Source organism: Mesorhizobium sp. B2-8-1 (genome assembly GCF_006440955.1).
Classification (GTDB): domain Bacteria; phylum Pseudomonadota; class Alphaproteobacteria; order Rhizobiales; family Rhizobiaceae; genus Mesorhizobium.
Map to the genome: position 1 here is coordinate 1 of NZ_VFTX01000011.1, position 24,671 is coordinate 24,671.

The following is a 24,671-nucleotide window of genomic DNA, read 5'->3' on the forward strand; positions in this document are numbered from 1 at the left end:
GTGAACCGCTTCGACGCCAAAACAGAAGCGGACAGATCATGTGCTACCAAACCGGACAACTTGATTAGCTACCGACACGAGACCGGGTTTTGTCGGGAAGAGACCGGCTTGCCCTGGCAGGTCGCGTTGGTTAGCTTCTGCGCATACGGCAATGGAGCCGATGGGGGAGATATGGCTCAAGTCGCGATCAGCAAAGTGGCCAAGGCGTTTGGAACCGTCAAGGTTCTGCACGAAGTCAGCGTCGATATATCTGACGGCCAATTCGTGGTGCTGGTCGGTCCTTCGGGTTGCGGCAAGTCCACGCTGCTGAGAATGGTGGCGGGGCTGGAGACCGTCTCCGGCGGCACGATCGCCATCGGCGACCGTGTGGTCAACCACTTGCCGCCGGCCAAGCGCGACATCGCCATGGTGTTCCAGAACTATGCGCTCTATCCGCACAAGACAGTCGAGCAGAACATGGCCTTTGCGCTCAAGCTGCGCAAAACCGATCCGGCCGTGGTTGCCGAGCGGGTCAAGCGCGCCGCCGACATCCTCGACCTCAACCCTTATCTGAAACGCTATCCCCGGCAGCTTTCCGGCGGCCAGCGCCAGCGCGTCGCCATGGGCCGCGCCATCGTGCGCAACCCGCAGGTGTTCCTGTTTGACGAGCCGCTCTCAAATCTCGACGCCAAGCTGCGCGTGCAGATGCGCACCGAGATCAAGGAATTGCACCAGCGGCTGAAGACCACCACCATCTATGTCACGCATGACCAGATCGAAGCCATGACCATGGCCGACAAGATCGTGGTGATGCGCGACGGCCGCATTGAACAGGTCGGCGCACCGCTGGAACTGTTCGACCGGCCTGCCAACTTGTTTGTCGCCGGCTTCATTGGCTCTCCGTCGATGAACCTGCTCAAGGGCGTCGCGCGCAAGGGCGGTGTCGACATCGCCGGCGCTCTGTTCCCGGTCACGCCCGGCAGCGCCGTGGAGGAAGGGCGCGCCGTCGTCTATGGCGTGCGGCCGGAGCATCTCGAGATTCATGCCGATGGCGTGCCTGCCAAGATTTCGGTGGTCGAGCCGACTGGCTCGGAAACCCTGGTCTTCCTGCGTTTCGGGGACGGCGAGATGGTGGCGCTGTTCCGCGAACGCCACGACTTCAAGCCCGGCGATACGCTCAAGCTCAGGCCGCGGCTCGACCACATCCATCTGTTCGATGCCGAGACCGGCAGGCGTCTCTGATCTCAAACTCATTTCACGAGGAATATCATGCTCAAAGGGATCAATCCGCTCCTCAATGCCGACGTGCTCCAGGCATTGCGGGCGATGGGACACGGCGACGACCTGATTATCGCCGACACAAACTTCCCCTCCGATTCGGTGGCGCGCCAGACGGCGCTCGGGCGGCTGCTGCGCATCGACGCGCCGGCGGCGCAAGTCGTGAAGGCGGTGCTGTCGCTCTACCCGCTGGATACGTTCGTCGACGATTCGGCCGCGCGCATGGAGATCGTCGGCAAGCCGGACGAGATCCCGCCCGTCCAGCAGGAAGTGCAAAAGGAGATCGACGCCGCCGAGGGCAAGCCATGGCCGATGCTGCCGGTCGAGCGCTACGCTTTCTACGAGCGCGCCAAGCAGGCTTACTGCGTCATCCAGACCGGCGAGCGCCGTTTCTACGGCTGTTTTGCCTTCCGCAAGGGCGTGGTCCCGCCGGATGCGGAGTAGCGGCATGCTGGCCGGCAAGCCGATCGTCATCCTCGGAGTCTTTGTCGCCGACACGGCCTATCGCGCCGCGCGGCAGCCGCGCATGGGCGAGACGATCCTCGGAACGTCCTTCACCCTCGGTCCCGGCGGCAAGGGTTCGAACCAGGCGGTTGCGGCCGGTAAGCTCGGCGCCGATGCAACCTTCCTCACGCGCCTCGGCGTCGATGCCTTCGCCGACATGGCCAAGCGCACCTGGAAGGACGCCGGCGTGAAGAATGCCGTGATCGACACGCCCGACAGCTATACGGGCGCTGCCTATATTTTCGTCGAGGAGGGCACCGGCAACAACGCCATCATCGTCAGCCCCGGCGCGGCGATGCTGATCTCGCCCGACGACATCGAGGCCAATGCCGCCCTGATTCGTGGTGCCGGCGTCTTCGTGACGCAACTCGAACAGCCCATCGAGGCGGCGCTGCGGGCGTTGGAGATCGCGCGCGGGGCAGGGGTGACGACCATCCTCAACCCGGCTCCGGCGGCCAGGCTCCCCGACCGCATCTATTCGCTCTGCGACTACCTCACGCCCAACGAGACCGAGACGGAGGAGTTGACCGGCATGAAGGTCGCCTCGGTCGATGACGCCCGCGCAGCCGCCGGCAAGCTGCTCGAAAAGGGCGCCGGCGCCGTCATCGTCACGTTGGGAGAGAAAGGCGCATTGCTGCACACGAGGGATCGGTCCGAACATGTCGCCGCCGTCAGCGCCGGCCCGGTGGTCGAGACCACGGGAGCCGGCGATGCCTTCAATGGCGGCCTGGCCGCCGCGCTGTCGCGTGGGATGTAGCCCCTGCAAGCCGTGCGCTTTGCTTGCGCCGTTGCGGGCATTTCGGTGACGAGGCCAGGCACCGCGCCGTCCATGCCGGACTTGCACGAGGTCGAGGCGCTGCTGGCAAGGGGCTGAGGCGTTTTGAATGAAAGGCGCCTGAATGGTGGGCGATGACGGGCTCGAACCGCCGACATCTTCGGTGTAAACGAAGCGCTCTACCAACTGAGCTAATCGCCCGCTCCGGGCCGGACCTTTAAGCGGTCGGGACCAGCTTCGCAAGGCCAAATGAGTGTGGGACGCCGTGGTTGCGGGCCGTATTTGCGAACAAAACGCCGGCTGTCAAAAAACCTTCTCCAGTTTGATGTTATGATGGTTTCGTGCGCTTGACACCCGGTGGCGAACCCCTTATCCAGCGCCCAACGACGAACACGGCTGACACGTGCTCGTCAATGCGCGGGTGTAGCTCAGTTGGTTAGAGTGCCGGCCTGTCACGCCGGAGGTCGCGGGTTCGAGCCCCGTCACTCGCGCCATTTCTCCTAGGGGAAACAAACCCTTGGCTTGGGAGAAATGTCGACGTCGAATGTCAAAATGTTTTCTTGCCGGGGATAACCCAGACCTTGCGGATCTGGGACGTGGCTCCGCGGCCTGCTTGTTAAAAACATCCACACAGTGAAAGCGTTCCCGGACGATCAAGGCCGCAAGAGCCAATCACCTTGTCGCCGTATGAGCTGTGATGATCCACGCGCGCGAGTCGAAGAGTACGCCCTCGCTGGTCATATGCGCCTCCAGTAGATCGCGCAGGCGCAGCAATGCCTTGTCGGCCGCCTCATCGGTTCGCGCGAGCGCGTCCTTTACAAGTTAAAGGTCGATGATCGCATCAAACGCTCTATCGACGTCTGGCACATAGAAGACCGGTTCCCGCACGTCGATGAAATCGATCGAAACAAAGCCTGTCGTGCCCAGAAGTTCTGTAGCGAGGGTGGGATCGCCAAGTGAATACGGTTTGCGGGCATCTGCGGAAACCGCAGTTCCGGGGGCCAAAGGTTTGCCGAATGGCACCAGACCACTCGTTATTCTCCTGATTCTGCCACACCATCCACGCAAGGCGCGCGCCGTGCCGAGCGGAGGTGGCCGGCGCCCTTTTTTGGGGGCGGGTGGGGTAAACCCGACTTGCAGGACGCCGGCCAGGCGGGTTGGGGTCCGCCAGGAAGTATAATGACGGAAAACCTTATGGTTCGATATTCCGCGATAACGGAACATCTGCGCGACATGGGCGAGTTCCAGCCGATCTCAAGGGCCTATGATCCGGCTGCTCATCCACCGGCGTAGGTAGCGCATATCGGCTTTCTGGCCGCAGATCTTGTAGGTGTAGACGTTGTGCCTTTTTGCGCGCCGGAGCGCCATTATGCCGATGACCGGGAAGGCGGAGAGAGCCCGCCGACCGCTGGCATAACGGCTCTCGGCAAAGACGCCTCCCCTGGCAGCTCTGCTATCTACCAGCCCTGCCGACTATACCAGTCGTCGACGGCTCGGCGTACGCGATCCTTCTCGATGCCGTAGCGTTCCTGGATAATGCCCTCAAGCTGATCGCGTTTGCCGGCGATGCGGTCGAGATCATCATCAGTGAGCTTGCCCCACTGCTCCTTGACTTTACCCTTGACCTGCTTCCAATTTCCTTCGACGCGGTTCCAATCCATTGTGGCTATCTCCTGAATCACACATGGAAGAACGGGTGTATCGCCATGAGGTTCCGGTGGGCCAAATCCCCGCCGATCACCGCCAGCGGGGACGCTGCGGCTGCGCTTGGCATCAGTGATGATGTGCGCCGGCTTTCTTGTTCCCCTCACGCGTTGTTCACGGCGGCGCCAGCCTGAAGTCGCTCCCCTCCGGCAGCAATTGCCCGCCATCGACGACAATCGTGGTGCCGGTGATGTAGCTGGCATCGTCGGAGGCCAGGAACAGGAAGGCATTGGCGACGTCGCGCGGGCTGCCCAGCCGGCCGAGCGGAATGGCGTCTTCCATGTTCTTGATGAAGGCAGCACCCCGGTGAAGCTCCATTCCCTCGGTGAGAATGTTGCCGGGTTCGACGCCGTTGACGGTTATGCCGTAGCCGGCGAATTCGAGCGCCGCCGAACGGATCAGCCCGTTTATGCCTGCCTTGGTCGCGGAATAGTGGCCGTGGCCGGGACTGGTGACGTGCGGTCCGGTGATCGAGGAGGTGAACAGCATGCGCCCGCGGCGCTGCGCCTTCATCGGCACCAGTGCGGCGCGAGCGGCATTGAAACTGCCGCGCAGATTGACCGCCATGACGCGATCCCAGTCGTCCGGGCTGGTGTTCTCCAGCAATTGCCAGGGATAAATGCCGGCGTTCTGGACGATGATGTCGAGGCGGCCATGGTGCGCGAGCGCCAGCGCGACGGCGGCCTCGACATCGGCCAAAAGCGAGATGTCCGTGCCGATGAAGGCGGCGTCAAGTTCACTGGCGGTCGCTCGCCCCACCTCGATCTCGGTGTCGGCAAGCACAAGCCTGGCGCCTTCTTCGGCGAAACGTTGGGCGATGCCCTTGCCGATGCCGCGCGCGGCGCCGACGATCAGCGCCACTTTGCCCGACAGTCTTCCGGTCTCTGGCCCTACGGTCATGCGAGCCTCTGGCGAATGGTTTGCTTGAAGGCGTCGAGCAGGACCGCCGCCAGCACCAGCAGGCCGTGAATGACCTGGGTGAAGTTGGCGGGCAGGCCCATCAGATTGATCGCCGTGTTGATGGCCGACAAAAGCAGCACGCCGGCATAGACGCCGGGTAAGGTGCCGACGCCGCCTTTCAGGCTGACGCCGCCGATGACGACGGCGGCAAAGGCGTTGAACAGCAGGCCGACGCCGAGATTGGCGGTGGCGCCCGATGTGCGGATGGCGAGCAGCCAGCCGGCAAGGCCGGCTATGGCGCCGGCAAGTACGAACGCGATGATCAGGTTGCGGTTGACGCGGATGCCGGCGCGGAAGGTCGCCGTCTCGTTGCCGCCGATCATCACCAGATGCCTGCCGAAAGGCGTCTTGGCCATGATCAGCGAGAAGACGACGAAGCAGGCAATCGCGATCCAGGCGGTGAGCGGCAGACCGATCAGCCGCTGGATGCCGAACCAGCGGATGGCAGGCGCCAGATCCTGCGCCGAGCGGCCGCCGGAAATGACCAGCACCAGGCCGCGCACCCAGATGTAGGAGGCCAGCGTGATGATGAAGGCGCTCATCTTGACCTTGACGACCAGGAATCCGTTGAAAGCGCCGATGACGCCGCCGACGGCAAGCGCCAGCAGCAGCGAGACCGGCACCATCAGCCAGTCCGGATGCAACTGTACGCCGAAGCCGATGCCCGAAGAGCAGAACAGGATGCCGACCACCATGGCGCTGAGCGCGGCCACCGATTCGACCGACAGGTCCATGTGCCCGGCGATGATGACAAGCGCCAGGCCGATCGACATCACGCCTAGCACGCTGGAGGCTTCGATGATGTTGGCGAAAATACCGAGCTGGAAATAGTTGGGAATGAAAAGGGAGAACACCACCAGCACGAAGACCAGCATGAACCAGACGAGATTATCGAGGACGAACTCGAGGATTTGACGGGTGCGGGGGCTCATGGGCTGATCCGGTTTGGGTTCGAATGCCGCGGCGGCTCTATGCCGGGCAATTCTGCCGGGCAGGGCGGCTCCGGGCGGGTGGCCCGGAGCCGTTCTGGGGAAGGTTTATTCGACGGGCTTAACGGTGTCCGTCGGCGGCTTCTGGTTGCCCCAGAAGGCTGGATTGTCGACGTTCTCCTTGGTGATCGCGGCACCCGGGATCTTGATGTTCGGGCCCCAGGCCTCCTTGGTCACCACTGATTTCAGCCCAAGCACGTCATAGTCGCCGGGCTTGATTTCCTGCTTGTTGACGACCTTGTCCATGAACATGGCGACGGCCGCGGCCTGCGCGTAGAGCGGCTGTTCGACTTCGACGTTGAGCCAGCCCTTGCGGATCAGGTCGAGGCCGACCGGCGCGCCGTTCGAACTCATCAGCATGACGTCGCCCGGCTTCTTGCCGGCGGCCTCGAGCGAGGCGACGGCGGCGACCGAAAGATGCGCGGCGTGGCTGAAGATCAGGTCGATGTCGGGGTTGGCAAGCATCTGGTCGGCGACGATGGTGCCGGCGTTGCTGGCCTCCCATTGCATGGCCGGCAGCGAGATGATCTTGACGTCCGGGAACGCCTTCATCTTCTCTTCAAAGCCCTTTTGGATGTCGAGCGTGTAGGGATCGCCGGGGTCGCCGAGCACCTGCAGGATCTTGCCCTTCACAGCGCCGTTCTTGGCCTTCAGCAGCGCTTCGGCCTGTTCGGCGGCGACGTGGCCGATCTCGACAGTGCCGGCTACCGAGGTGAAGTCGGACGGAGTGGAGGTGATCTGGCGATCGAATTCCACGACAGGTATGCCGGCCGCGCGCGCGGCCTCGATCGACGGCTTCAGCGCGTTGAAGTCGACGGCGGCCAGGATGATCGCCTTCGGTTTCAGCGCGATGACGTCGTTCATCTGCGATTGCTGGGCGTCGGTCTTGTTGTCGGCGTTCAGCGTCTTCATCTCGTAGCCGACCTGTTTCAGGAACAGTTCCAGCGCGCTCACCGAGCCGGTCTGGAACTCATCGAGCAAGGTCGGCACCATGTAGTAGACGGTACCCTTGGACTGGGCGAATGCCGGCGTGAGCGTGGCAACTGCCAGTGCCAGGATACCTAGGACAGAAAGAAGTATTCGTTTCATGTCGTTGGCTCCTCTAGTGCCGGACCCCTCTTTTGTCCCTCAGCCCGCCGGTCCGGCACCGGCAAGCGTCTCCCCGGTGATCATGTTGATCACCGCATCGGGACTTGTTTTGTTGCGTGCGACATCGCCGGCCACGACGCCTTGCCGGATCACCACGATCCGGTCTGCGACCTGGAAGGCCTGCTGCATGATGTGGGTGATGATGACGACGCCGATGCCCTGGTTCGCCACTTGGCGGATCATGTCGAGGCCGCGCCGCGTCTGTTCGACGCCAAGCGCTGCGAACGGCTCGTCGAGCAGCACAAGCTTGCCGCCCCAGTGCACGAAGCGGTTGAGCTCGATGGCTTGCCGCTGCCCGCCCGAGAGATGCTCGACATTGGTGCGCAATGACGGAATACGGGTGCCGGCGCTGGCAAGCGCCTTGCCGACCACGGCCTCCATCGCCCGCTCGTCGAGCACTGGAATGCCGAGCACCTTGCGCGTGATCTCACGGCCCATGAAGAAATTGGCCACCACGTCGACATTGGTGCACAGCGACAGGTCCTGATAGACGGTCTCGATGCCCGCCGCCTTGGCCTCGGCGGGGGATTTGGCAAGGAACTCCTTGCCTTCGAACAGCATGCGGCCGGAGGTGGGCTCCAGGCCGCCGGCGATGATCTTGACCAGCGTCGACTTCCCGGCGCCGTTGTCGCCCAGCAACGCGACCACCTCGCCCTTGCCGATCGAGAAGCTGATACCCTTCAGCGCCTGGATCGCGCCGTAGTTCTTGGTGACGTTGTCGAGCACCAGCAAGGGTTCGCTCATCAGGCAACCTCCCTGGCTGTCAGAATATCGCGGCCGCGTTCGCGCCCGGCGGTGAACATCTGGCCGAAGCGTGGCGACAACACGCCAGAGACGGCCAATGCGGCCGCGCCGCGCAGCACGGCTTGCTGGCCGCCGCCGGCGACGACGATGCGTGGCGTCTTGCGGTCCTTGCGGGCCGAAACCGAATTGTGCAGAGGCGCAGCCGATCTCGCCAGGCGTTCGAGCAGGTCCGGCGCCGCCAGCCCGCCGAGCACGACCGTCTCGGGGTCGAAAAGGTTCTCGATGATGGCAATGGCGTTGCGGAAGATCGGGCCGACCTCGGCGACCCAATCGGCATCGCTGCCCTTCCAGCGCCCTCGCGCTTCGAGCGAGACATAACGTTCGAGGCAACCGCGATTGCCGCACGGGCAAAGCTCGCCATTGGGAACGACGGGAATATGGCCGATCTCGCCGGCATTGCCCCAGGCGCCGCGCAGGACGCTGCCGTCATGCATCATGGCGCTGCCAAGTCCGACGCCGAAATAGAGATAGTAATATTCGGAATGCTGGGCGCCGATGCCGTAGAGGCGCTCGCCCATGGCGGCCGCAGCCATGTCGCCGTCGAAAAAGGCCGGCAATCCTGTCGCCGCCGTCAGCCGCTCGCGCAGCGCCACGTCCTTCCAGCCGGCCATTGTGGTCGGCCCGATGAAGCTCATCGTGTCCACGCCGAACGGGCCGGGAAGCGCCATGCCGATGCCGATGACGCGGCCCGCGGCGCGCGTTCCGGTCAGGTCGCGGACCATGGCGCGGACCTGGTCGAACGCATGATCGGGCGTCGCGTTGGGGGCCTCGCGGTGCAAGCTGTCGATCACGTCACCGCTGAGATTGATCAGCGCCGCGTCGATCCCCAGCGGCGTCAGGTGGATGCCGACGGCATAGCCGCCCTCGGGATTGATGCGCAGCGTCGCCGGTGGCAGGCCACGGCCCTTCGGCTCCTCGCGTACGGACAGGACGTAACCCTGCTCCTCCAGTTCGCGAACGATGGTCGATACGGTTTGAACGGTGAGGCCGACATGCCTGGCGATATCGCCCCTGGCGATGGGGCCGTACCGGCGGATCGATTCGAGCACGATGCGTCGGTTGTACGGCCGCCCGAACTCCTGATTGGTCCCTCGCAATGCCATGCCTTGCGTCCCCGGTTGAGGCAAGGTTGGCACCAAATATTTATTCAGTCAAATGGAATTCAAAAATGCACCGCATTTGAGGGACGCGCCCGCTACGGCGGAAAAGCCGGCCGGTGTCCGGCTGATCACCGCGCGCTAGATAGCGGGACATGGATAAGATTTATGTCTTGCTGATCTTCGCCGCGGCCATTGCCATCATCTGCCTGGGCGGCAGATGGAACACATCTGATACCGACCACTATATGGGCTTCGACAATTTGCGGTCGCCCCGAAAGGGAAAAGCCCTGAACGGCGACAAGGATGCGAAAAAGCAATGAGGACGGCGCGGGATGGCGGCGGCCTGGGCCCGTGCGTTAGAGATACTGCGCGACCTTCTTGCCGACCGTGAGGAAACGCAAAGGATCGATCGCTTCGCCATTGTGGCGGACTTCGTAATGCAGATGCGGGCCGGTCGAGCGACCGCTGCTGCCGGTCTTGCCGATGACAGCGCCGGCATCCACTTTTTCGCCCACGGTCACGTCGATTTCGCTGAGATGTCCATAGCGCGTGGCAAACCCGTTGCCGTGATCGACTTCGACCATGCGGCCATAGCCGCCATTCCAGCCGGCCTTGGTGACCACGCCTGGCGCGGTGACCTTGGCCGCCATGCCGATCGGCGCCCTGAAGTCCATTCCCGAATGCAGGGCGGCCGTGCCGAGGATCGGGTCGGTGCGCACGCCGAACGGGCTGGTGACGGAATGACCGGGTGCGGGATTGGCGAGCGGCAGCCGGCGTGCTTCCTTCTTGAGTTGATCGAGCGTGTCCAGCGCCTCGTCCAGTTCCTTGACCTTGCTGTCGAAAAACATCGAGCTGTCGAGCGGGATCAGCGGTCCGCCGACATCGCTTTCGTTCTTGCCGAAATCACTGTCGACCGGCAGCCCGGCCGCCTCGAGCGCCTGGGTTATGGCGTCGGCATTCTTGTAGGCGTTGTCAGCAAGTATGCTGATGCGCGTGAGCTGGTCGTTCTCGATGGATTTCAACGACTTGTTGATCGAAATGAACAGTTTGTCGGCACGATCGGCGGCCGAATCGTTCGGCAGCGGATCGGAGCGGGTCGCCCACAGGGAGAACGGCCTGGTGTCGGCGGTGCCAGTGGCGGCGCCGAGGCTGGCCAGCGCGTAGCTTTGAGCAGGCTGGGCGATGCTGCCGGTCACTTCGGCGTGTTTGTCAGGCTTTGCCGGCGCTGCCGGATCTTCGGCCGTCGCTGCGCCGACTTCATTTTCGGCGCGGTCGAGCAGCGGGCCGAGGCGGCCGTGGCGCTGGCTGAGCTGCGTCTGGCGCTCCAAAAGCTCGCTCACCTTGGTTTCCATCAATTGCTGGTCAAGCAACTGCCGGCTGGTGATGCGGTCGACCTGGGCGCGAAGCGCCGAGATGCGGTCTTCGTAAGCCTGCTGCATGCGGGCCTGGCGCGCGGTGGTGGCGCCGATCAGGTCGTCGCGCAGCACGAGATAGGAGGTGGCCAGCAGGTAACCGATGGCGATCGCCGCCAGCGCCGAACCGAGAAATACAACCAGCCAGGGCCGGATCGTGAAGTGCCTGATCTCGCTGCCGCGGGCGATGATGACTGTATGCGGTTCCTTGCGCCTGCCAAAGATCGCGGACTGACCGGTTGCGTTCACGGGACCAAGCTTTCGTTTACGACACCACGACAGCCCGACTACACATTATTAAGGTTAACAAAGCTTTGCCGAAGCAAGACGCCGGCAAGAATTGCCCGCAAAGCGAGCATGGGGTTGCTTCGCGTCGCTTTGTGAAAACAAGGGCGCGGAGGCGCCCCCTTAAATCGCCCGCACAGCTTCCAGCACCTCCTCGGCATGGCCCTTGACGCGGACCTTGCGCCAGATCCTGGCGATGCGCCCGTCGCGGCCGATCAGGAACGTCGCGCGCTCGACACCCATGTATTTGCGGCCATACATCGATTTTTCGACCCAAAGGTGGTAGGCCTCGATCACCTTGCGCTCCTCGTCGGAGGCAAGGTCGATGGTAAGATCGTATTTCGACTTGAACTTGTCGTGCTTCCTGGCGCTGTCGGGCGACAGGCCGATCACGACGGCGCCGGCCTTCTCGAACTCCGGCTTCAACTGCGTAAAGCTGATCGCTTCGGCGGTGCAGCCGCTGGTGTCGTCCTGTGGGTAGAAGTAGAGGACGACAGGTCTGCCGGCAAAGCCGGCCAGGCTGAGCGAACCACCGCCGTCCCGCGGCAACTCGAATTGCGGCGCGGGATCGCCCACATTGAGGTCAGCCATATCCATGCCCTTGTTTGAGGTTACGCGCGAAGCCACACCGATATAGTGTCGAGCGGGGATTCGTCCACGAGCGAGTTCGTAGAACGGAAAATTGCGTGGATCAGGAGCAACCGCAGCACGAGAAGATCAGGTTCAGGCGGGATGAAATCACCGACCTGGGCGCCTTGCCATCGGCTTGCCGCGTTCCGCCGCTCGGCCAGGCGGCGATCGGCCGCGGCTTTCGTATCCTATCGCGGCTGTTTGCCGGCGCCGTTGCGCTGGTGCTGCTGGCGGCGGTGGCTGTCTATCTCATCGGTGTCTCCGGAATAGGGGCCGACCGGCTGCGCGTCGAGGCGGAGGCCGCCATCGAGAAGCTTGCGGGCGTCGATGTCGATGTTGCGGTCGGGCCCGCCCGCATCACCCTCGACAGTTCGAGCTTCGTCGCGCTCCAGGTGAGCGACGTCAGCCTGAAGGCCAGCGACGGTAAACCCATGGCCGATGCGGGCAGGGTGCGTTTCGGCATCCGCCTGCTGCCGCTGCTTCGAGGCGAGGTGCGGCTGACCAGCGCCAGGATTTCCGATGCGCGCATCGTTACCGCGGCGATGCCGTCGGGCGGCGACTGGACGGCCGAACTGCGCAATCGGGACGGGCTGATCGATCCCGAAAAACTGTCCGATGCGCTCTTTGCCAACATCAATCACGCTCTCGATGCGGTGCGCGAGGAATCGCTGCACCGTATCGATCTTCACAATGTGGCATTCGTCTTGCCCGACACCGAGGCGGTCAGGTTGATCACCGTCGCCGACGCGGTCGTCCTGCAGTCGGGGACAGGCGGCATGGAGTTCTCCTCGCAGGCAAATGTCGACGGCAAGGCGGTGACCGTCGCCGCATCCGCCAGCCGCGATGCCGAGACCCGGCGCGTGATGTCGCTGGATGCCACCGTCGGCATCGCCGAAGACGGCGGCGAAAGCGGCGCAATGGCGTCCGGCGGCAAGTTGGGGGCGCTCAGCGTGACGCTCAAAGGGTCGCAGGGGGCCGACGACACCGCGTCGCGGCTGACGGCTGCCCTGTCGTCCAGGGGATCGGTGCTTGATCTCGGCACGCGTGGCCTGTTGTCGGCCGATGTCGATCTCGGCGCCACGCTCGTCCGCGGCAGCAACAAGATCCAGGTGGACAGGCTGTTGCTGAAGACCGGCCGCTCGACCTTCGATTTCGCCGGCTCGATCGGGCCCAGGCCCGCGACCGGCGCCGCTGGAGAGGAGCCGGCCTACCGATACGATCTGACCAGTGACGGCTCGACGCTGGCGCCTTCGGAATCGCCGGAGCCTGCGCTCACCTTCCTTGCCCGCATCGCCGGCGTCTATCAGACCAAAAGCCATAAATTGGTAGCCGATCAGATCGCAGTCCGGTCGGCCGCTTCCAGCGAGGTCCTTGGAACCGCGGCCGTGCAGTTCGTTGACGGCAAGGCTCCCGGCATCAATCTGGCGCTCAACGTGCACGACATGCCGGTCTCGCACGTCAAGCAGCTTTGGCCATGGTTTTCGGCGCGCAACGCGCGGCTCTGGGTATTGGACAATCTGTTCGGCGGCCGCGTCGTCGATGCCAATCTTCAATTCCAGGTGGTGCCTGATCGCCTCGGCAATGGCGTGCCGCTTTCCGCCGACGAGGTGTTCGGCCGCTTCCAGATCGAAGGATCGCGTTTCGACACGGCTGGCCGCATCCCGCCGATACGCGATGCCGTCGGCGTCGTCGCCTTCCACGGCAATGACGTCGATATCTCCCTGTCCTCTGGCACCGTCTTCATGCCCAGCGGCCGCACCGTGGCGGCCAGCAACGGCACGCTGACCGTCAAGGCGGCCAACCGCCCGCCGGTCGTCGGCGCGCTCGACATCGACGTTGCCGGCGAAGCGTCCGCGGTCGCTGAACTTGCCTCCTACGAGCCGATCAATGCCATGCGCCATGTCGGCTTCCTGCCCGAAGACCTGTCCGGCAGCGTCACCGGCCATGTCAGGGCCGATATTCCGCTGCAATCCGGCGTCGACAGCTCGAAGCTCGATTGGCTGGTATCGCTCGACTACAGCGGGCTTTCACTGGCCAAGCCGTTCGAAGGCCAGAGCGTCACGGATGCCGACGGTTCCGTCACGGTCGACCCTGAAAAGGCTGTGATTTCCGCCAAGGCATCCCTGAACGGCATTCCGGCCGAACTCGACCTGATCGAGCCGCTGGAGAATGGCGGACCGGCACGCAGCCGCAAGGTGGCCCTGGTGCTCGACGACAAGATCCGCGCCGCCGCCATGCCGGGGCTGGCCCCGTTGCTGGGCGGAACCGTGAAAGTCGCGATCGACAAAAGCGGCGACGGCAACCAGAACGTCTCGGCCGACCTGACCAATGCCAGGCTCGACATCCCCTGGGCCGGATGGAGCAAGGGGGCAGGGATTCCCGCAAGTGCTACATTCGTCATGACCACGTCCGGCGATACCACGACGCTGTCCGACTTCGACCTCGGCGGCAAGACATTTTCCGTCGACGGCAACATCGTGCTGGTCAACGGGGCCCTGTCGTCGGCAAAGTTCAGCAAAGTCGCGCTGAACCGGGGCGACGACGTGGCGGTATCCGTCAAGCGATCGGGCAGGGGCTATGCAGTCAACATCAGCGGCAACGCCCTGGATGCCCGCTCGCTGATCAAGCAGTTCACCTCCGACGTCGACACCGCGACCAAGACGACGGGCGCCGACGCGATTTCCGTCAGCGCCGACGTCGATCGGCTGACCGGTTTCCACGACGAGCAACTGTCCAACCTCAAGCTCGACTACAGCGCGGCCGGTTCGAAGGTGAACGGGCTGAAGGTCAGCGCCACTGCAAGTTCGGGAGCCGCCATAGCCATCAGCAACACGAGCAGCGCCGGCCGACGCTCGCTCAACGTACAGTCGGCGGACGCCGGTGCGATACTCAGATTCCTCAACATCTACGAGCACATGGAAGGTGGGGCGATTGCCCTGGCCTTGTCGGGAGCGGGCGACGGGCCGATGAAGGGCAAGGTGGACACGACGAACTTCTTCGTCGTCAACGAACCGAAGCTCGCGTCCATCGTCTCGACCACCCCGGCAGGCGATAGCCGCAGCCTCAATCAGGCGGTCAAGGGCAAGCTCGATACCTCGCGGGTACAGTTCGAACGCGGCTACGCCGAGATAGAGAAGGGCAGCGGCTATCTCAGGCTGGCCAATGGCGTGCTGCGCGGTCCCCGCATCGGCACGACGTTCCAGGGCACGCTCTATGACCAGAACAACAACATGGACATGACCGGCACCTTCATGCCGGTCTACGGCCTCAACCGCATCTTCGGCGAACTGCCCATCGTCGGCGCGCTTTTGGGCAATGGCCGCGACCGCGGCCTGATCGGCGTGACCTACCGGCTCAAGGGCAACGCCAACAAGCCGCTGCTCGACATCAACCCGCTCTCGGTGATCGCGCCGGGGATATTCAGGTCGATCTTCGAGTACCGGTGAAGGGGCCTCAAACCGGCCGCACCAGAATGTGTTTTTTCCTGCCGAGTGAAAGCTTTACGACGTTTTCCGGACTCAAATCCTGAAGCGTCACCGTGCGGCGGTCATCGCTGACCGGCTGGTCGTTGAGCCGCACCGCACCGCCTTGCACATGCCGCCGCGCTTCGCCGTTGGACGCCGCCAGCCCGGCGGTCACCAGCAGCGCCAGGATGCCGACGCCGGCTTCGAGCTTGGCGTTTTCAACCTCGACGCTCGGCAGCGTCTCGGCGAGGGCACCTTCCTCGAAGGTCTTGCGTGCGGTTTCGCTGGCCTGTTCGGCGGCGCCGCGACCATGGAGCAACGCGGTGATCTCCGTGGCGAGGATCTTTTTCGCCTCGTTGATCTCGGACCCACCGAGCTTCTCCAGGCGCGCCACCTCGTCCAACGGCAGCGTCGTGTAGAGCTTCAGGAAACGGCCGACATCGGCGTCCTCGGTGTTGCGCCAATACTGCCAGAATTCGTAAGGCGAGAGCATCTCGGCATCGAGCCAGACCGCGCCCGTGGCGGACTTGCCCATCTTGGCGCCCGACGAGGTGGTGAGCAGCGGCGTCGTCAGCGCATAAAGCTGCGCGTCCTCCATGCGGCGACCGAGATCGATGCCGTTGATGATGTTGCCCCACTGGTCGGAGCCGCCCATCTGCAGACGGCAGCCGAGGCGCTTGTAGAGCTCGACGAAGTCGTAGGCCTGCAGGATCATGTAGTTGAATTCGAGGAAGGACAACGACTGCTCGCGGTCGAGCCGCAGCTTGACGGAATCGAACGCCAGCATGCGGTTGACCGAAAAGTGACGGCCGACGTCGCGCAGGAAATTGACGTAGTTGATCTCCATCAGCCAGTCGGCGTTGTTGACCATGATCGCGTCATTCGGGCCGCTGCCGAATTTGAGATACGGCATGAAATTGCGGCGGATGCCGGCGAGATTGTCGTCGATGTCGCGCGGGGTCAGAAGCTTGCGCGCCTCGTCCTTGAAGGAAGGGTCGCCGATCATCGAGGTGCCGCCGCCCATCAAGGCGATCGGCCGATGGCCGGTCTGCTGCAGCCAGTGCAACATCATGATCTGGATCAGCGAGCCGGCGTGCAGGCTCTTGGCGGTCGCGTCGAAGCCGATATAGGCCGTCACCGTCTCCTTGGCGAAGAGATCGTCCAGCCCGGCATCATCCGAAGTCTGGTGGATGAAGCCGCGCTCGCTCATCGTGCGCAGGAAATCGGATTTGAAGGCAGGCATTTTTTCTTTCCCGAAGCGTCCGCCCGTCCGGCGCGGGCGTATGTGAAAGCGCGCGTTTAGCACCCAAGCGCGATCAGCAAAAGTGGATTCCGGTTTTGCGCCCGATCGCACTTCGACCAGGGGCTTGGCAATCACTTGTTGTTGAAACGCCGCAAGCCGCCTCTCGGCGCGGATGCTTGCTTCATTGTTTGTGCTGGCGTAATGAGGCGCGCGCCAAAAGGTCCTTGCAGCCCACGACCTCAAGCGGCACCGCACGGCATCCACCCAATGCCATATCCGACGACAGAGCCCCACGCGACATGCCGGACGCATTGATATCCATCGTCATTCCTTGCAGGAACGAGGCGGCAAACCTGCCGCTGCTGATCGATGAGATCGAGGCGGCGATGACCGGGCGCGACTTCGAACTGATCATCGTCAACGACGGCTCGACCGACGAAACCGCAGCCGTTCTCGCCAGGCAGGCAGCACTTCGCCCGTTTCCAGTCAGGGAATTGCGGCACGAGAAATCCGCCGGCCAGAGCCTCTCGGTACGCTCCGGCGCCTGGGCGGCGCGCGGAAGCATCGTCGCCACGATCGACGGCGATGGCCAGAACGATCCTCAGTACATTCCCATGCTGGTCGACGCCTTGCGGCGGGCCGGGCCCGGCTACGGCGCCGCGCAAGGGCAGCGCCTGAAGCGCCGCGACAGCAAGGTCAAGCAACTGGCATCGCGGTTCGCCAACTGGCTGAGAAACGCCATCCTGCATGACGAGACGCGCGACACAGGCTGCGGCCTGAAGGCGGTCCACACCGAGATCCTGCGCAAGCTGCCGTTCTTCGACGGCACCCATCGTTTCGTTCCGGCGCTGGTCATCCAGGAAGGATACCATGTCGTGCATTGCGACGTCGTCGACCGCTCCCGCCGCCACGGCAAGTCGAACTACGGAATTTTCGACCGTGGCCTGCAGGGCGTGCTCGATCTCTGCGGCGTCTGGTGGCTGCGCCGCAGGCGTCGCCGGATGCCAAAAGTAGAGGAAATCATGCATGGTTAACGTGCTTCAGGAACTGGTGACCTGGATCCACCGGGTCTTCATCGAACAGTTCAACGCGTGGATCCTGCTCGGCTTCGTCGCCCAGTTCTTTTTCACCATGCGCTTCGTCGTGCAGTGGCTCGCATCGGAAAAGGCCAAGCGAAGCGTCGTGCCGATCGCCTTCTGGTTCTTCTCGCTGTTCGGCGGAGGTCTGTTGCTGATTTATGCCATCAAGCGGCAGGATCCGGTGTTCATCGCCGGCCAGGGCATGGGCTTGTTCATCTACATCAGAAATCTCTGGCTGATCGCCAATGAACGCAAGGCGGCGATGACGAAGGTCGATTGAGCGGCTTTGCGCATCAGGGAAGAATAGTCGGAGAGGCTGGAATATGGCGCTGAACAGGAACTACATCCTTCTTTTCCTGTTCAGCCTGGTGATGACGGTGTCGGGACTTGCGTCCATGCCGCCGCTGGACCGTGACGAGCCGCGCTTCGTCCAGGCCACCAAGCAGATGGTCGAGAGCGGCGATTATGTCGACATCCGCTTTCAGGACGCTTCGCGCTACCAGAAGCCGATCGGCATCTATTGGCTGCAATCCGCGGCCGTGGCTCTGAGCGGCAAGGGCGCCGCCGCACCAATATGGGTCTACCGCCTGGTGTCGACGCTGGGCATCGCCTTGGCCGTTCTCGGCATCGCCTGGACGGGCACCAGGCTTTTCGGAGCCAGTGCCGGCATCGCCGCCGGCCTGGTGATGGCGGCGATCTTCGCCACCGCCTTCGAGGGCCGCGACGCCAAGACCGATGCGATGCTGCTGGCCTGCTGCGTGGCGGCGCAGGGCGCGCTGGCGCAGATTTACCTGGCATCGCGCCGCAACGAGCCCGTCGCCGGCCATCTGTGGTGGATATTCTGGCTGGCGCAAGGGGCCGCGATCCTCATCAAGGGGCCGATCGCCCCACTGCTGTCGGCGCTCACCATCGCTGTCTTGTTTGCATTCGAACGCGACGGGCGCTGGCTGTCGAAGCTCAAGGTGGGGCGCGGCCTGCTGCTCGTCGTGCTGATCGTGTTGCCCTGGCTCGCCCTGATCACCTGGAAAAGCCACGGCGCCTTCCTCCAGCAGGCCGTCGGCAAGGATATGCTCGGCAAGGTCGCCCAGGGCGAGGAATCGCACGGCCTGCCGCCCGGCTTCTACATGTTGACCTATTCGCTGTTCATGTGGCCGTTCGGCCTGATCGCCGTCGGCGCCGGCCTGCAAGCCCTCAACCGGCTGCGCGACGATGTCAGGCTGCGCTTCTGCCTCGCCTGGTACATCCCCTTCTGGCTGGTATTCGAACTGATTCCGACCAAGCTGCCGCACTACGTGCTGCCGGCCTATCCCGGCATGGCGCTGCTGATCGGCTGGCTTTTGACATTGCAGCCGCAGGAAGCCAATGCGCCGCTCCGGCGCTGGCAGCAATGGTTGTGGTGGTCGACTGCCTTCGGCCTGGTCGTGGTCAGCCTCGGCCTGGCCGCGGTCTGTGTAGGCGCCCCGATCTATCTCACCCACACTTTCTCGTGGTGGAGCATTCCGGCGGCCGCATCAGCGCTCGGCGCCGGCTACCTGGCCTTCTCGCGACAGCTGCAAGTGCCGCTTGCCCGTATCGGCGCCGTCGCCGCCTGTGCGGGCATCGCCTACGGGTTGCTGTTTGGTGTCATCGCCCCGTCCTTGAAGCCGATATGGCTGAGCCCGGCGATCGACCAGGCTGTGCGCGTCTACAAGCCTTGCGACACCTCGGTGCTGGCGTCGGCGCGGTATCACGAGCCGAGCCTTGTGTTCCTGGTGGGCACGAAAACGATACTGACCGACATCGATGGCGTGGCAAAGCATCTGCTTGCCGACCCCGCCTGCGCGCTGGGGCTGGCGCCGGTCGAGGATGAGCAGAAACTCGATGGATTGCTGGCGGGGCAAGGCAAGGCGGCGAGCCATCTTACGACGATCGACGGGCTCAACTTTTCATCGGGAGACAAAATGTCGCTCGGCCTCTACCGTATCGCCCAATGAGTTCGACAATGGGATCGGGTTTTCAATGCTGGTGAAACCGCGCCCTTCCGTTTCCATTGCGCCCGCTGCGGTGGTGCGTCGGTCCGTTGGAAATTTCCGCGACACGCTGCGGATCGTCAGAGGGCGCTTCGCCGCTCGTTCCGCTTCGTATCCCAGAATCCTATGGCCGCTCTGGATCTCAACCTGGATTTTGCTCACGGCAGCGGCATTCGTCGGCCTCGACACCCCGGCGGGACTGCTGCACGGCCGGTGGTCGGCGGGCTTCGGCCGGCTTGCCGAGTTCCTGACGCAGTTCGGCCTAGGCGGCTGGTATCTCATCCCTCCGGCACTCTTGCTCATAGGGGCCAATCTGACGGACTGGCGAAGCCTGTCGCGGCGGTCATTGATGCTCGTCTACAACTGGACCTGCCTGGCGTTCCTTGCGTTGAGCGCCATCGGCCTGTCCGGCCTGCTGGTCAATGTCCTGAAATATGCGGTCGGCCGGGCGCGTCCGCTCTATTTTCAGGATCTCGGCGTGCTCTCGCTGCGTCCCTTCGCCTTCGATGCGCGCTTTGCCGGTTTCCCGTCCGGTCACGCCACGACCATGGGGGCCGTGTTCGGCATCCTGCTGCTTTTGTTCCCGCGGCGCTGGTACATCGCCTTGCCGATCACGGCCTGCATCGCCTCGACGCGGGTCTTCGTCGGCGCGCATTATCCGAGTGATACCGTCGCCGGCTTTGGTCTTGGCTTTGCCTTCGCGCTGGTTTGCGGACTGGTCTTTGCCCGGCTCGGCTTCATCTTCAGCCCGACACGATCGGGATTGCCGGTGCGCAAGCAGACGTTTCGGCTGATCGGTCGAACAAGCCGAACGGCCGTCTGATTCATCGAGCCTGGGATTTAGTCGCCGTTCAGTCCGCCATAGGACCTTACCAGGTTCACCATGTCGGACGAATTTGCCGTCTCGCTTTCAAGCCCGTGCGCAACGCCTGCGCGATCCGCGACGGGACGGTTCTGGCTGACCTTCCATTTGCCATGGATTTCGCCGATCTCGATCTCCAGCCCGATGATGCCCTTGATCTGCGACTGAATGAACGGGGCAGGCGCATCCGTTACCGCCCATGGCGCCTCACGCGTGCCTTCCTGCGAAGCCGTCAGGTCGGCGATCTGCCGCGCCAGCCAGTCCTGATCATCGATCACCTTCGCGGTGCCGCGCACCTGCACGATGGCATAGTTCCAGGTTGGCACCACCTTGCCGGTCTCGCGCTTGGTCTCGTACCAGGACGGCGTCACATAGGCGTCGGTACCCTGGAAGACGATCAGCACCGTCGAGGCCGGATTGTCGGCGATAAGCCGCCATTGCGGATTGGCTCTAGCCAGATGTGCGCGCAGCCTGCCGTTTGGCCCGACATCGGCGTCGATCAGGAACGGAATGGCGTCGGCGACCGGCCCCTCGGGTCCGCTGGAAACCAAGAGGCCGAGTGGATGTGCCCGGATCAGCCCGTGCAGCACGTCCGGCCGTGTTTCCTGGAAATGAGGAGGCTGGTACATTGCGATTATCCGTCCTTAGCGCAGCCGCTTCGGGCGCGGATCCGACAATTCGCCGGCCAGCCGGCGATCGAGATAATCCGCGCATTCCTCGATCAGCAGTTCGGCATCGTTGGCGAAGAAATGATTGGCGCCGGGCAAGGTCTTCTGCGTGATGGTGATGCCCTTTTGCGTGTGCAGCTTGTCGACCAGGCCTTGCACGTCCTTCGGCGGCGCCACCTTGTCAGCGTCGCCATGGATGATGAGCCCCGAGGAGGGGCAGGGCGCCAGGAAGGAAAAGTCGTAGGTGTTGGGTTGCGGCGCGACCGAGATGAAGCCTTCGATCTCGGGCCGGCGCATCAAAAGCTGCATGCCGATCCACGAGCCGAACGAATAGCCGGCAACCCAGCAACTCTTGGAATCCGGATGCAGCGACTGCACCCAGTCGAGTGCGGCGGCCGCATCCGACAATTCGCCGGTACCGTGATCGAATTCGCCCTGGCTGCGCCCGATGCCGCGGAAATTGAAGCGCAGCGTGGTGAAGTCGCGCTTCTGGAACATGTAGAAGAGGTCGTAGACGATTTTGTTGTTCATCGTCCCGCCGAATTGCGGGTGCGGATGCAAGACAATGGCAATCGGCGCGCTCTTTTCCTTCGAGGGCTGGTAGCGACCCTCCAGACGACCGGCCGGACCGGTGAAAATGACCTCAGGCATGAAATACTCCAACTTGGGTAATAAGAATGCGCGGCGCCCGGAGAACCTTCCTCTGGCCTTGACGCAGGGCGAGCGTCTTCATAGAAGCTAGTTTAGAATTGTTCAAAACTGGGTGGCCGGAACGCAATCGTCCGGCTGCCCGCGCCGCAAGCCGCGTAAATAGGACGGCTTGCCTTGGAATTTCAAGGAAATAACGCGATATCTCGGTGGAATGGCTTCTGACGGGACCAACTGGAAGAAAATGGCCGGAATGCGCGCCTATCTCGACTACAATGCCAGTGCGCCGCTGCTTGCAGCGGCACGCGAGGCTATGGTCGCGGCGCTCGATGTGGCCGCCAACCCATCATCGGTCCATGCCGAGGGGCGTGCGGCGCGTCGCCTGATCGAAACTGCAAGGCGTGATGTGGCGGAATTGGTGAAGGCCAAGGCTGGGCATGTCGTGTTCACGTCAGGCGCCACGGAAGCCGCCTCGACGCTGCTGACGCCCGATTGGCGGATGGGGCGCGGGATCATCCGCATGAGCCATCTCTATATCTGCGAAGCCGACCACCCCTGCCTGTTGAACGGCGGGTCCTTCCCGGCCTCGCAGGTGACGCGGATCGGCGTCGACGCCAATGGAATTGTCGACCTCGAAGCAATGGCAAACGCGCTTGCCGCGCACGATAAGGCCGCCGGCCTGCCGCTGGTGGCAATCCATGCCGCCAATAATGAGACTGGTGTCATCCAGCCGGTCGATCGTATCGCCGAAATCGTAAAGTCGGTCGGCGGTGTCCTCGTCGTAGACGCGGTTCAGGCGGCAGGGCGCATTTCAATCGACATTTCGGCGGGTTACGCCGACTATCTGATACTGTCGTCGCACAAGATCGGCGGCCCCAAGGGCGTCGGCGCCATCGTCGCCGCTGCCGATCTGATGATGCCGAAGCCGCTCATCAACGGCGGTGGCCAGGAAAAGGGCCATCGCGGCGGCACCGAGAACCTGCCCGGCATTGCGGGATTTGGCGCGGCGGCGCGGGAGGCTCTCATCGGATTGGAGGCCATCGACGCCCTGCGTCGGTGCCGCGACGAGATCGAGGCCATCGTTAAAATGTTGATACCGGACGTGGAAATCTTCGGAACCGGCGCACCGAGGCTTGCCAACACGACATTCTTCGCTATTCCCGGCGCCAAGGCCGAAACGGTACAGATCGCCTTCGACCTGGCCGGTGTGGCGCTGTCGGCGGGTTCCGCCTGCTCGTCGGGTAAAGTCGGTCCGAGCCATGTGCTGAAGGCCATGGGTCAAGGTGACAGTCCGGGTGCGTTGCGCGTGTCGATCGGCGCGGCGACCGGCGCGCAGGAGGTCGAGGCGTTCCGCCTGGCGTTGGCAGAAATCGCCGCACGTCGGGTGGGCAAGGAGAAGGCCGCGTAGCGGTTGGACGAATTTGGGCCTTTCGGCCTGGTAGAGCCGTGCGTTTCATGCTGGCCGGGTGAATTTCCGGCCGAGGCGCACTATATGAAACTTACGCCGCCGCGGGTGCTCCTTGGGTGCTTATCCGGCGGTGCCATAGTTTGAAAACTGTCGGGCCTTGACCCCGGCGTGGATGGAGAACGCATATGCCTGCTGTGCAGGACACGATCGATCGGGTCCGAAAGATCGACGTCGACCAATACAAATACGGGTTCCAGACCGAAATCGCTGTCGACAAGGCCCCCAAGGGCCTGAGCGAAGACATCATCCGTTTCATTTCAGCGAAGAAGGACGAACCGTCCTGGATGCTGGAATGGCGTCTGGAAGCCTATCGGCGCTGGCTGACGCTGGAAGAGCCGACCTGGGCGCGCGTCAACTATCCCAAGATCGATTTCCAGGACATCTATTACTACGCGGCGCCGAAGAGCACGCCCGGACCGAGCTCGCTCAGCGACGTCGATCCGGAGATCTTGAAGGTCTACGAGAAACTCGGCATTCCGCTGAAGGAGCAGGAGATCCTGGCCGGCGTGCAGAAGACCGATGCGTCCGAGCTCGAGGAAGCCAGCGACAATGTCTACAAGTCCGGCCGCGTCGCCGTCGACGCCGTGTTCGATTCGGTATCCGTCGTCACCACGTTCAAGAAGGAACTGGCGCAGGCGGGCGTCATCTTCTGCTCGATCTCGGAAGCCATCCGCGAGCATCCGGAACTGGTGAAGAAATATCTCGGCTCGGTCGTGCCGACGTCGGATAATTTTTATGCGACGCTGAATTCGGCCGTCTTCACCGACGGCTCGTTTGTCTTCGTGCCCAAGGGCGTTCGCTGCCCGATGGAACTGTCGACCTATTTCCGCATGAACGAGAAGAACACCGGCCAGTTCGAGCGCACGCTGATCATCGCCGAGGAGGGGGCCTACGTCTCCTATCTCGAAGGCTGCACGGCGCCGCAGCGCGACGAGAACCAGCTCCATGCGGCGGTCGTCGAACTGGTGGCGCTAGACGATGCCGAGATCAAATATTCGACGGTGCAGAACTGGTACCCCGGCGACGCCGAGGGCAAGGGCGGCATCTATAACTTCGTTACCAAGCGCGGCGATTGCCGTGGCCACCGCTCGAAGATCTCGTGGACGCAGGTCGAGACCGGCTCGGCGATCACGTGGAAATACCCGAGCTGCATCCTGCGCGGCGACGATTCCAGCGGCGAGTTCTATTCGATCGCCGTGTCGAACGGCTATCAACAGGTCGACAGCGGCACCAAGATGATCCATCTCGGCAAGAACACGTCGAGCCGCATCATCTCCAAGGGCATCGCCGCCGGTTTTTCGCAGAATACTTATCGCGGCCAGGTTTCGGCGCACCGCAAGGCGACCAATGCGCGCAACTTCACCAATTGCGACTCGCTGCTGATCGGCGACCAGTGCGGCGCCCATACGGTGCCCTACATGGAAGCCAAGAACGCGACCGCGCAGTTCGAGCATGAGGCGACGACGTCGAAGATTTCCGAGGACCAGAAGTTCTATGTCATGCAGCGCGGCATTCCGGAGGAGGAAGCGATCGCGCTGATCGTCAACGGCTTCGTCAAGGACGTCATCCAGCAGCTGCCGATGGAATTCGCCGTCGAGGCACAGAAGCTGATCGGGATTTCGCTCGAGGGCTCGGTCGGCTGACCGGACAGATATTCAGGA

Annotated in this window: 21 protein-coding genes, 2 tRNA genes and 2 pseudogenes; 12 read left to right on the forward strand and 13 right to left on the reverse strand. The window is 63.2% G+C overall.

Annotation, left to right across the window (positions count from 1 at the left end; all coding sequences use genetic code 11):
• Positions 1–171 precede the first annotated feature (171 nt).
• The 3 genes and pseudogenes from ugpC (at position 172) to rbsK (ending at position 2,635) form a co-directional block, all read left to right on the forward strand.
• Positions 172–1,221: a sn-glycerol-3-phosphate ABC transporter ATP-binding protein UgpC gene (ugpC, locus tag FJ428_RS24295; RefSeq protein ID WP_140493922.1), complete on the forward strand. Its 1,050-nt coding sequence runs from the start codon at positions 172–174 to the stop codon at positions 1,219–1,221.
• Between the two features lie 27 nt (positions 1,222–1,248).
• Positions 1,249–1,701, forward strand: a complete 453-nt coding sequence (locus tag FJ428_RS24300) for an RbsD/FucU family protein (protein WP_140515764.1) — start codon at positions 1,249–1,251, stop codon at positions 1,699–1,701.
• A 4-nt stretch (positions 1,702–1,705) separates the two neighbouring features.
• Positions 1,706–2,635 (forward strand): annotated as a pseudogene (gene rbsK, locus FJ428_RS24305) (ribokinase).
• A 26-nt stretch (positions 2,636–2,661) separates the two neighbouring features.
• Here the strand turns inward: rbsK and FJ428_RS24310 are convergent.
• A tRNA-Val gene (locus FJ428_RS24310) sits at positions 2,662–2,737 on the reverse strand.
• Positions 2,738–2,953: 216 nt separating this feature from the next.
• Between FJ428_RS24310 and FJ428_RS24315 the strand changes: the two genes are divergently transcribed.
• Positions 2,954–3,030, forward strand: a tRNA-Asp gene (locus tag FJ428_RS24315).
• Positions 3,031–3,208: 178 nt separating this feature from the next.
• Here FJ428_RS24315 and FJ428_RS24320 read toward each other — a convergent pair.
• The 7 genes and pseudogenes from FJ428_RS24320 to FJ428_RS24350 all read right to left on the reverse strand — a co-directional run.
• Positions 3,209–3,614 (reverse strand): annotated as a pseudogene (locus FJ428_RS24320) (methyltransferase); the annotation flags it as partial.
• Positions 3,615–3,993: 379 nt separating this feature from the next.
• A complete protein-coding gene (locus FJ428_RS24325; protein WP_140880388.1) occupies positions 3,994–4,197 on the reverse strand; it encodes a CsbD family protein in 204 nt (67 codons plus the stop codon).
• Between the two features lie 157 nt (positions 4,198–4,354).
• Positions 4,355–5,140: an SDR family oxidoreductase gene (locus tag FJ428_RS24330; protein WP_140631593.1), complete on the reverse strand. Its 786-nt coding sequence runs from the start codon at positions 5,138–5,140 to the stop codon at positions 4,355–4,357.
• A complete protein-coding gene (locus tag FJ428_RS24335) occupies positions 5,137–6,132 on the reverse strand; it encodes an ABC transporter permease (RefSeq protein WP_140556947.1) in 996 nt (331 codons plus the stop codon). Before FJ428_RS24335 ends, FJ428_RS24330 begins: the two co-directional genes overlap by 4 nt.
• A 105-nt stretch (positions 6,133–6,237) precedes the next feature.
• Positions 6,238–7,278, reverse strand: a complete 1,041-nt coding sequence (locus tag FJ428_RS24340; RefSeq protein ID WP_140515774.1) for a sugar ABC transporter substrate-binding protein — start codon at positions 7,276–7,278, stop codon at positions 6,238–6,240.
• A 39-nt stretch (positions 7,279–7,317) separates the two neighbouring features.
• A complete protein-coding gene (locus FJ428_RS24345; protein ID WP_140493903.1) occupies positions 7,318–8,082 on the reverse strand; it encodes an ATP-binding cassette domain-containing protein in 765 nt (254 codons plus the stop codon).
• Positions 8,082–9,245, reverse strand: a complete 1,164-nt coding sequence (locus FJ428_RS24350) for an ROK family transcriptional regulator (protein ID WP_140631596.1) — start codon at positions 9,243–9,245, stop codon at positions 8,082–8,084. The genes FJ428_RS24345 and FJ428_RS24350 overlap by 1 nt, the downstream gene beginning before the upstream one ends.
• A gap of 167 nt (positions 9,246–9,412) precedes the next feature.
• Between FJ428_RS24350 and FJ428_RS30400 the strand changes: the two genes are divergently transcribed.
• The gene (locus FJ428_RS30400; protein WP_181165117.1) at positions 9,413–9,562 is read left to right on the forward strand and encodes a hypothetical protein; all 150 of its coding nucleotides are present in this window, start codon (positions 9,413–9,415) and stop codon (positions 9,560–9,562) included.
• A 36-nt stretch (positions 9,563–9,598) separates the two neighbouring features.
• Here the strand turns inward: FJ428_RS30400 and FJ428_RS24355 are convergent, their stop codons facing one another.
• Together FJ428_RS24355 and FJ428_RS24360 are read right to left on the reverse strand one after the other, a co-directional pair.
• Positions 9,599–10,903 (reverse strand): M23 family metallopeptidase, encoded by a 1,305-nt coding sequence (locus tag FJ428_RS24355; RefSeq protein ID WP_140631598.1) that lies wholly within the window; start codon positions 10,901–10,903, stop codon positions 9,599–9,601.
• A gap of 159 nt (positions 10,904–11,062) precedes the next feature.
• Complete coding sequence (locus FJ428_RS24360) at positions 11,063–11,530, reverse strand: peroxiredoxin (protein ID WP_140631601.1); 468 nt, start codon at positions 11,528–11,530, stop codon at positions 11,063–11,065.
• Between the two features lie 95 nt (positions 11,531–11,625).
• On the opposite strand from FJ428_RS24360, the gene FJ428_RS24365 reads away from it, so the two are divergent.
• Positions 11,626–15,015, forward strand: coding sequence for a DUF3971 domain-containing protein (locus FJ428_RS24365; RefSeq protein WP_140880389.1), 3,390 nt, complete (start codon positions 11,626–11,628; stop codon positions 15,013–15,015).
• 7 nt (positions 15,016–15,022) lie between these two features.
• Here the strand turns inward: FJ428_RS24365 and tyrS are convergent, their stop codons facing one another.
• On the reverse strand, positions 15,023–16,276 hold the full coding sequence (gene tyrS / locus FJ428_RS24370) for a tyrosine--tRNA ligase (RefSeq protein ID WP_140515784.1): 1,254 nt from the start codon (positions 16,274–16,276) through the stop codon (positions 15,023–15,025).
• A 299-nt stretch (positions 16,277–16,575) separates the two neighbouring features.
• Here tyrS and FJ428_RS24375 point away from each other — a divergent pair, with 299 nt between their 5' ends.
• The 4 genes from FJ428_RS24375 to FJ428_RS24390 all read left to right on the forward strand — a co-directional run bounded on the left by FJ428_RS24375 (position 16,576) and on the right by FJ428_RS24390 (position 20,187).
• Complete coding sequence (locus FJ428_RS24375; RefSeq protein ID WP_140880390.1) at positions 16,576–17,310, forward strand: glycosyltransferase family 2 protein; 735 nt, start codon at positions 16,576–16,578, stop codon at positions 17,308–17,310.
• Positions 17,303–17,635, forward strand: a complete 333-nt coding sequence (locus FJ428_RS24380) for a lipid-A-disaccharide synthase N-terminal domain-containing protein (protein WP_140493889.1) — start codon at positions 17,303–17,305, stop codon at positions 17,633–17,635. The genes FJ428_RS24375 and FJ428_RS24380 overlap by 8 nt, the downstream gene beginning before the upstream one ends.
• A gap of 43 nt (positions 17,636–17,678) precedes the next feature.
• Positions 17,679–19,328, forward strand: coding sequence for a glycosyltransferase family 39 protein (locus tag FJ428_RS24385; protein ID WP_181167381.1), 1,650 nt, complete (start codon positions 17,679–17,681; stop codon positions 19,326–19,328).
• A 190-nt stretch (positions 19,329–19,518) separates the two neighbouring features.
• Positions 19,519–20,187, forward strand: coding sequence for a phosphatase PAP2 family protein (locus tag FJ428_RS24390; protein WP_224519198.1), 669 nt, complete (start codon positions 19,519–19,521; stop codon positions 20,185–20,187).
• A 17-nt stretch (positions 20,188–20,204) separates the two neighbouring features.
• On the opposite strand, the gene FJ428_RS24395 is transcribed toward FJ428_RS24390, so the two are convergent.
• Entirely contained in the window at positions 20,205–20,855 is a 651-nt protein-coding gene (locus FJ428_RS24395; protein ID WP_140556931.1) for an FMN-binding negative transcriptional regulator, read from the reverse strand.
• Between the two features lie 15 nt (positions 20,856–20,870).
• The gene (locus tag FJ428_RS24400; protein WP_140493883.1) at positions 20,871–21,545 is read right to left on the reverse strand and encodes an alpha/beta hydrolase; all 675 of its coding nucleotides are present in this window, start codon (positions 21,543–21,545) and stop codon (positions 20,871–20,873) included.
• 241 nt (positions 21,546–21,786) lie between these two features.
• On the opposite strand from FJ428_RS24400, the gene FJ428_RS24405 reads away from it, so the two are divergent.
• Entirely contained in the window at positions 21,787–22,950 is a 1,164-nt protein-coding gene (locus FJ428_RS24405; RefSeq protein ID WP_140880391.1) for a cysteine desulfurase family protein, read from the forward strand.
• 185 nt (positions 22,951–23,135) lie between these two features.
• Complete coding sequence (sufB, locus tag FJ428_RS24410) at positions 23,136–24,653, forward strand: Fe-S cluster assembly protein SufB (RefSeq protein ID WP_140493879.1); 1,518 nt, start codon at positions 23,136–23,138, stop codon at positions 24,651–24,653.
• Positions 24,654–24,671 lie beyond the last annotated feature (18 nt).

Excerpts from the sequence above, each read along its gene's own strand:
- FJ428_RS24340 (WP_140515774.1), bottom strand. The coding sequence starts at position 7,278 with ATGAAACGAATACTTCTTTCTGTCCTAGGTATCCTGGCACTGGCAGTT.
- FJ428_RS24405 (WP_140880391.1), top strand. The coding sequence starts at position 21,787 with ATGGCCGGAATGCGCGCCTATCTCGACTACAATGCCAGTGCGCCGCTG.
- tyrS (WP_140515784.1), bottom strand. The coding sequence starts at position 16,276 with ATGCCTGCCTTCAAATCCGATTTCCTGCGCACGATGAGCGAGCGCGGC.
- FJ428_RS24395 (WP_140556931.1), bottom strand. The coding sequence starts at position 20,855 with ATGTACCAGCCTCCTCATTTCCAGGAAACACGGCCGGACGTGCTGCAC.
- sufB (WP_140493879.1), top strand. The coding sequence starts at position 23,136 with ATGCCTGCTGTGCAGGACACGATCGATCGGGTCCGAAAGATCGACGTC.
- FJ428_RS24330 (WP_140631593.1), bottom strand. The coding sequence starts at position 5,140 with ATGACCGTAGGGCCAGAGACCGGAAGACTGTCGGGCAAAGTGGCGCTG.
- FJ428_RS24375 (WP_140880390.1), top strand. The coding sequence starts at position 16,576 with ATGCCGGACGCATTGATATCCATCGTCATTCCTTGCAGGAACGAGGCG.
- FJ428_RS24325 (WP_140880388.1), bottom strand. The coding sequence starts at position 4,197 with ATGGATTGGAACCGCGTCGAAGGAAATTGGAAGCAGGTCAAGGGTAAA.
- ugpC (WP_140493922.1), top strand. The coding sequence starts at position 172 with ATGGCTCAAGTCGCGATCAGCAAAGTGGCCAAGGCGTTTGGAACCGTC.
- FJ428_RS24360 (WP_140631601.1), bottom strand. The coding sequence starts at position 11,530 with ATGGCTGACCTCAATGTGGGCGATCCCGCGCCGCAATTCGAGTTGCCG.
- FJ428_RS24400 (WP_140493883.1), bottom strand. The coding sequence starts at position 21,545 with ATGCCTGAGGTCATTTTCACCGGTCCGGCCGGTCGTCTGGAGGGTCGC.
- FJ428_RS24335 (WP_140556947.1), bottom strand. The coding sequence starts at position 6,132 with ATGAGCCCCCGCACCCGTCAAATCCTCGAGTTCGTCCTCGATAATCTC.
- FJ428_RS24300 (WP_140515764.1), top strand. The coding sequence starts at position 1,249 with ATGCTCAAAGGGATCAATCCGCTCCTCAATGCCGACGTGCTCCAGGCA.
- FJ428_RS24385 (WP_181167381.1), top strand. The coding sequence starts at position 17,679 with ATGGCGCTGAACAGGAACTACATCCTTCTTTTCCTGTTCAGCCTGGTG.
- FJ428_RS24345 (WP_140493903.1), bottom strand. The coding sequence starts at position 8,082 with ATGAGCGAACCCTTGCTGGTGCTCGACAACGTCACCAAGAACTACGGC.
- FJ428_RS24350 (WP_140631596.1), bottom strand. The coding sequence starts at position 9,245 with ATGGCATTGCGAGGGACCAATCAGGAGTTCGGGCGGCCGTACAACCGA.
- FJ428_RS24380 (WP_140493889.1), top strand. The coding sequence starts at position 17,303 with ATGGTTAACGTGCTTCAGGAACTGGTGACCTGGATCCACCGGGTCTTC.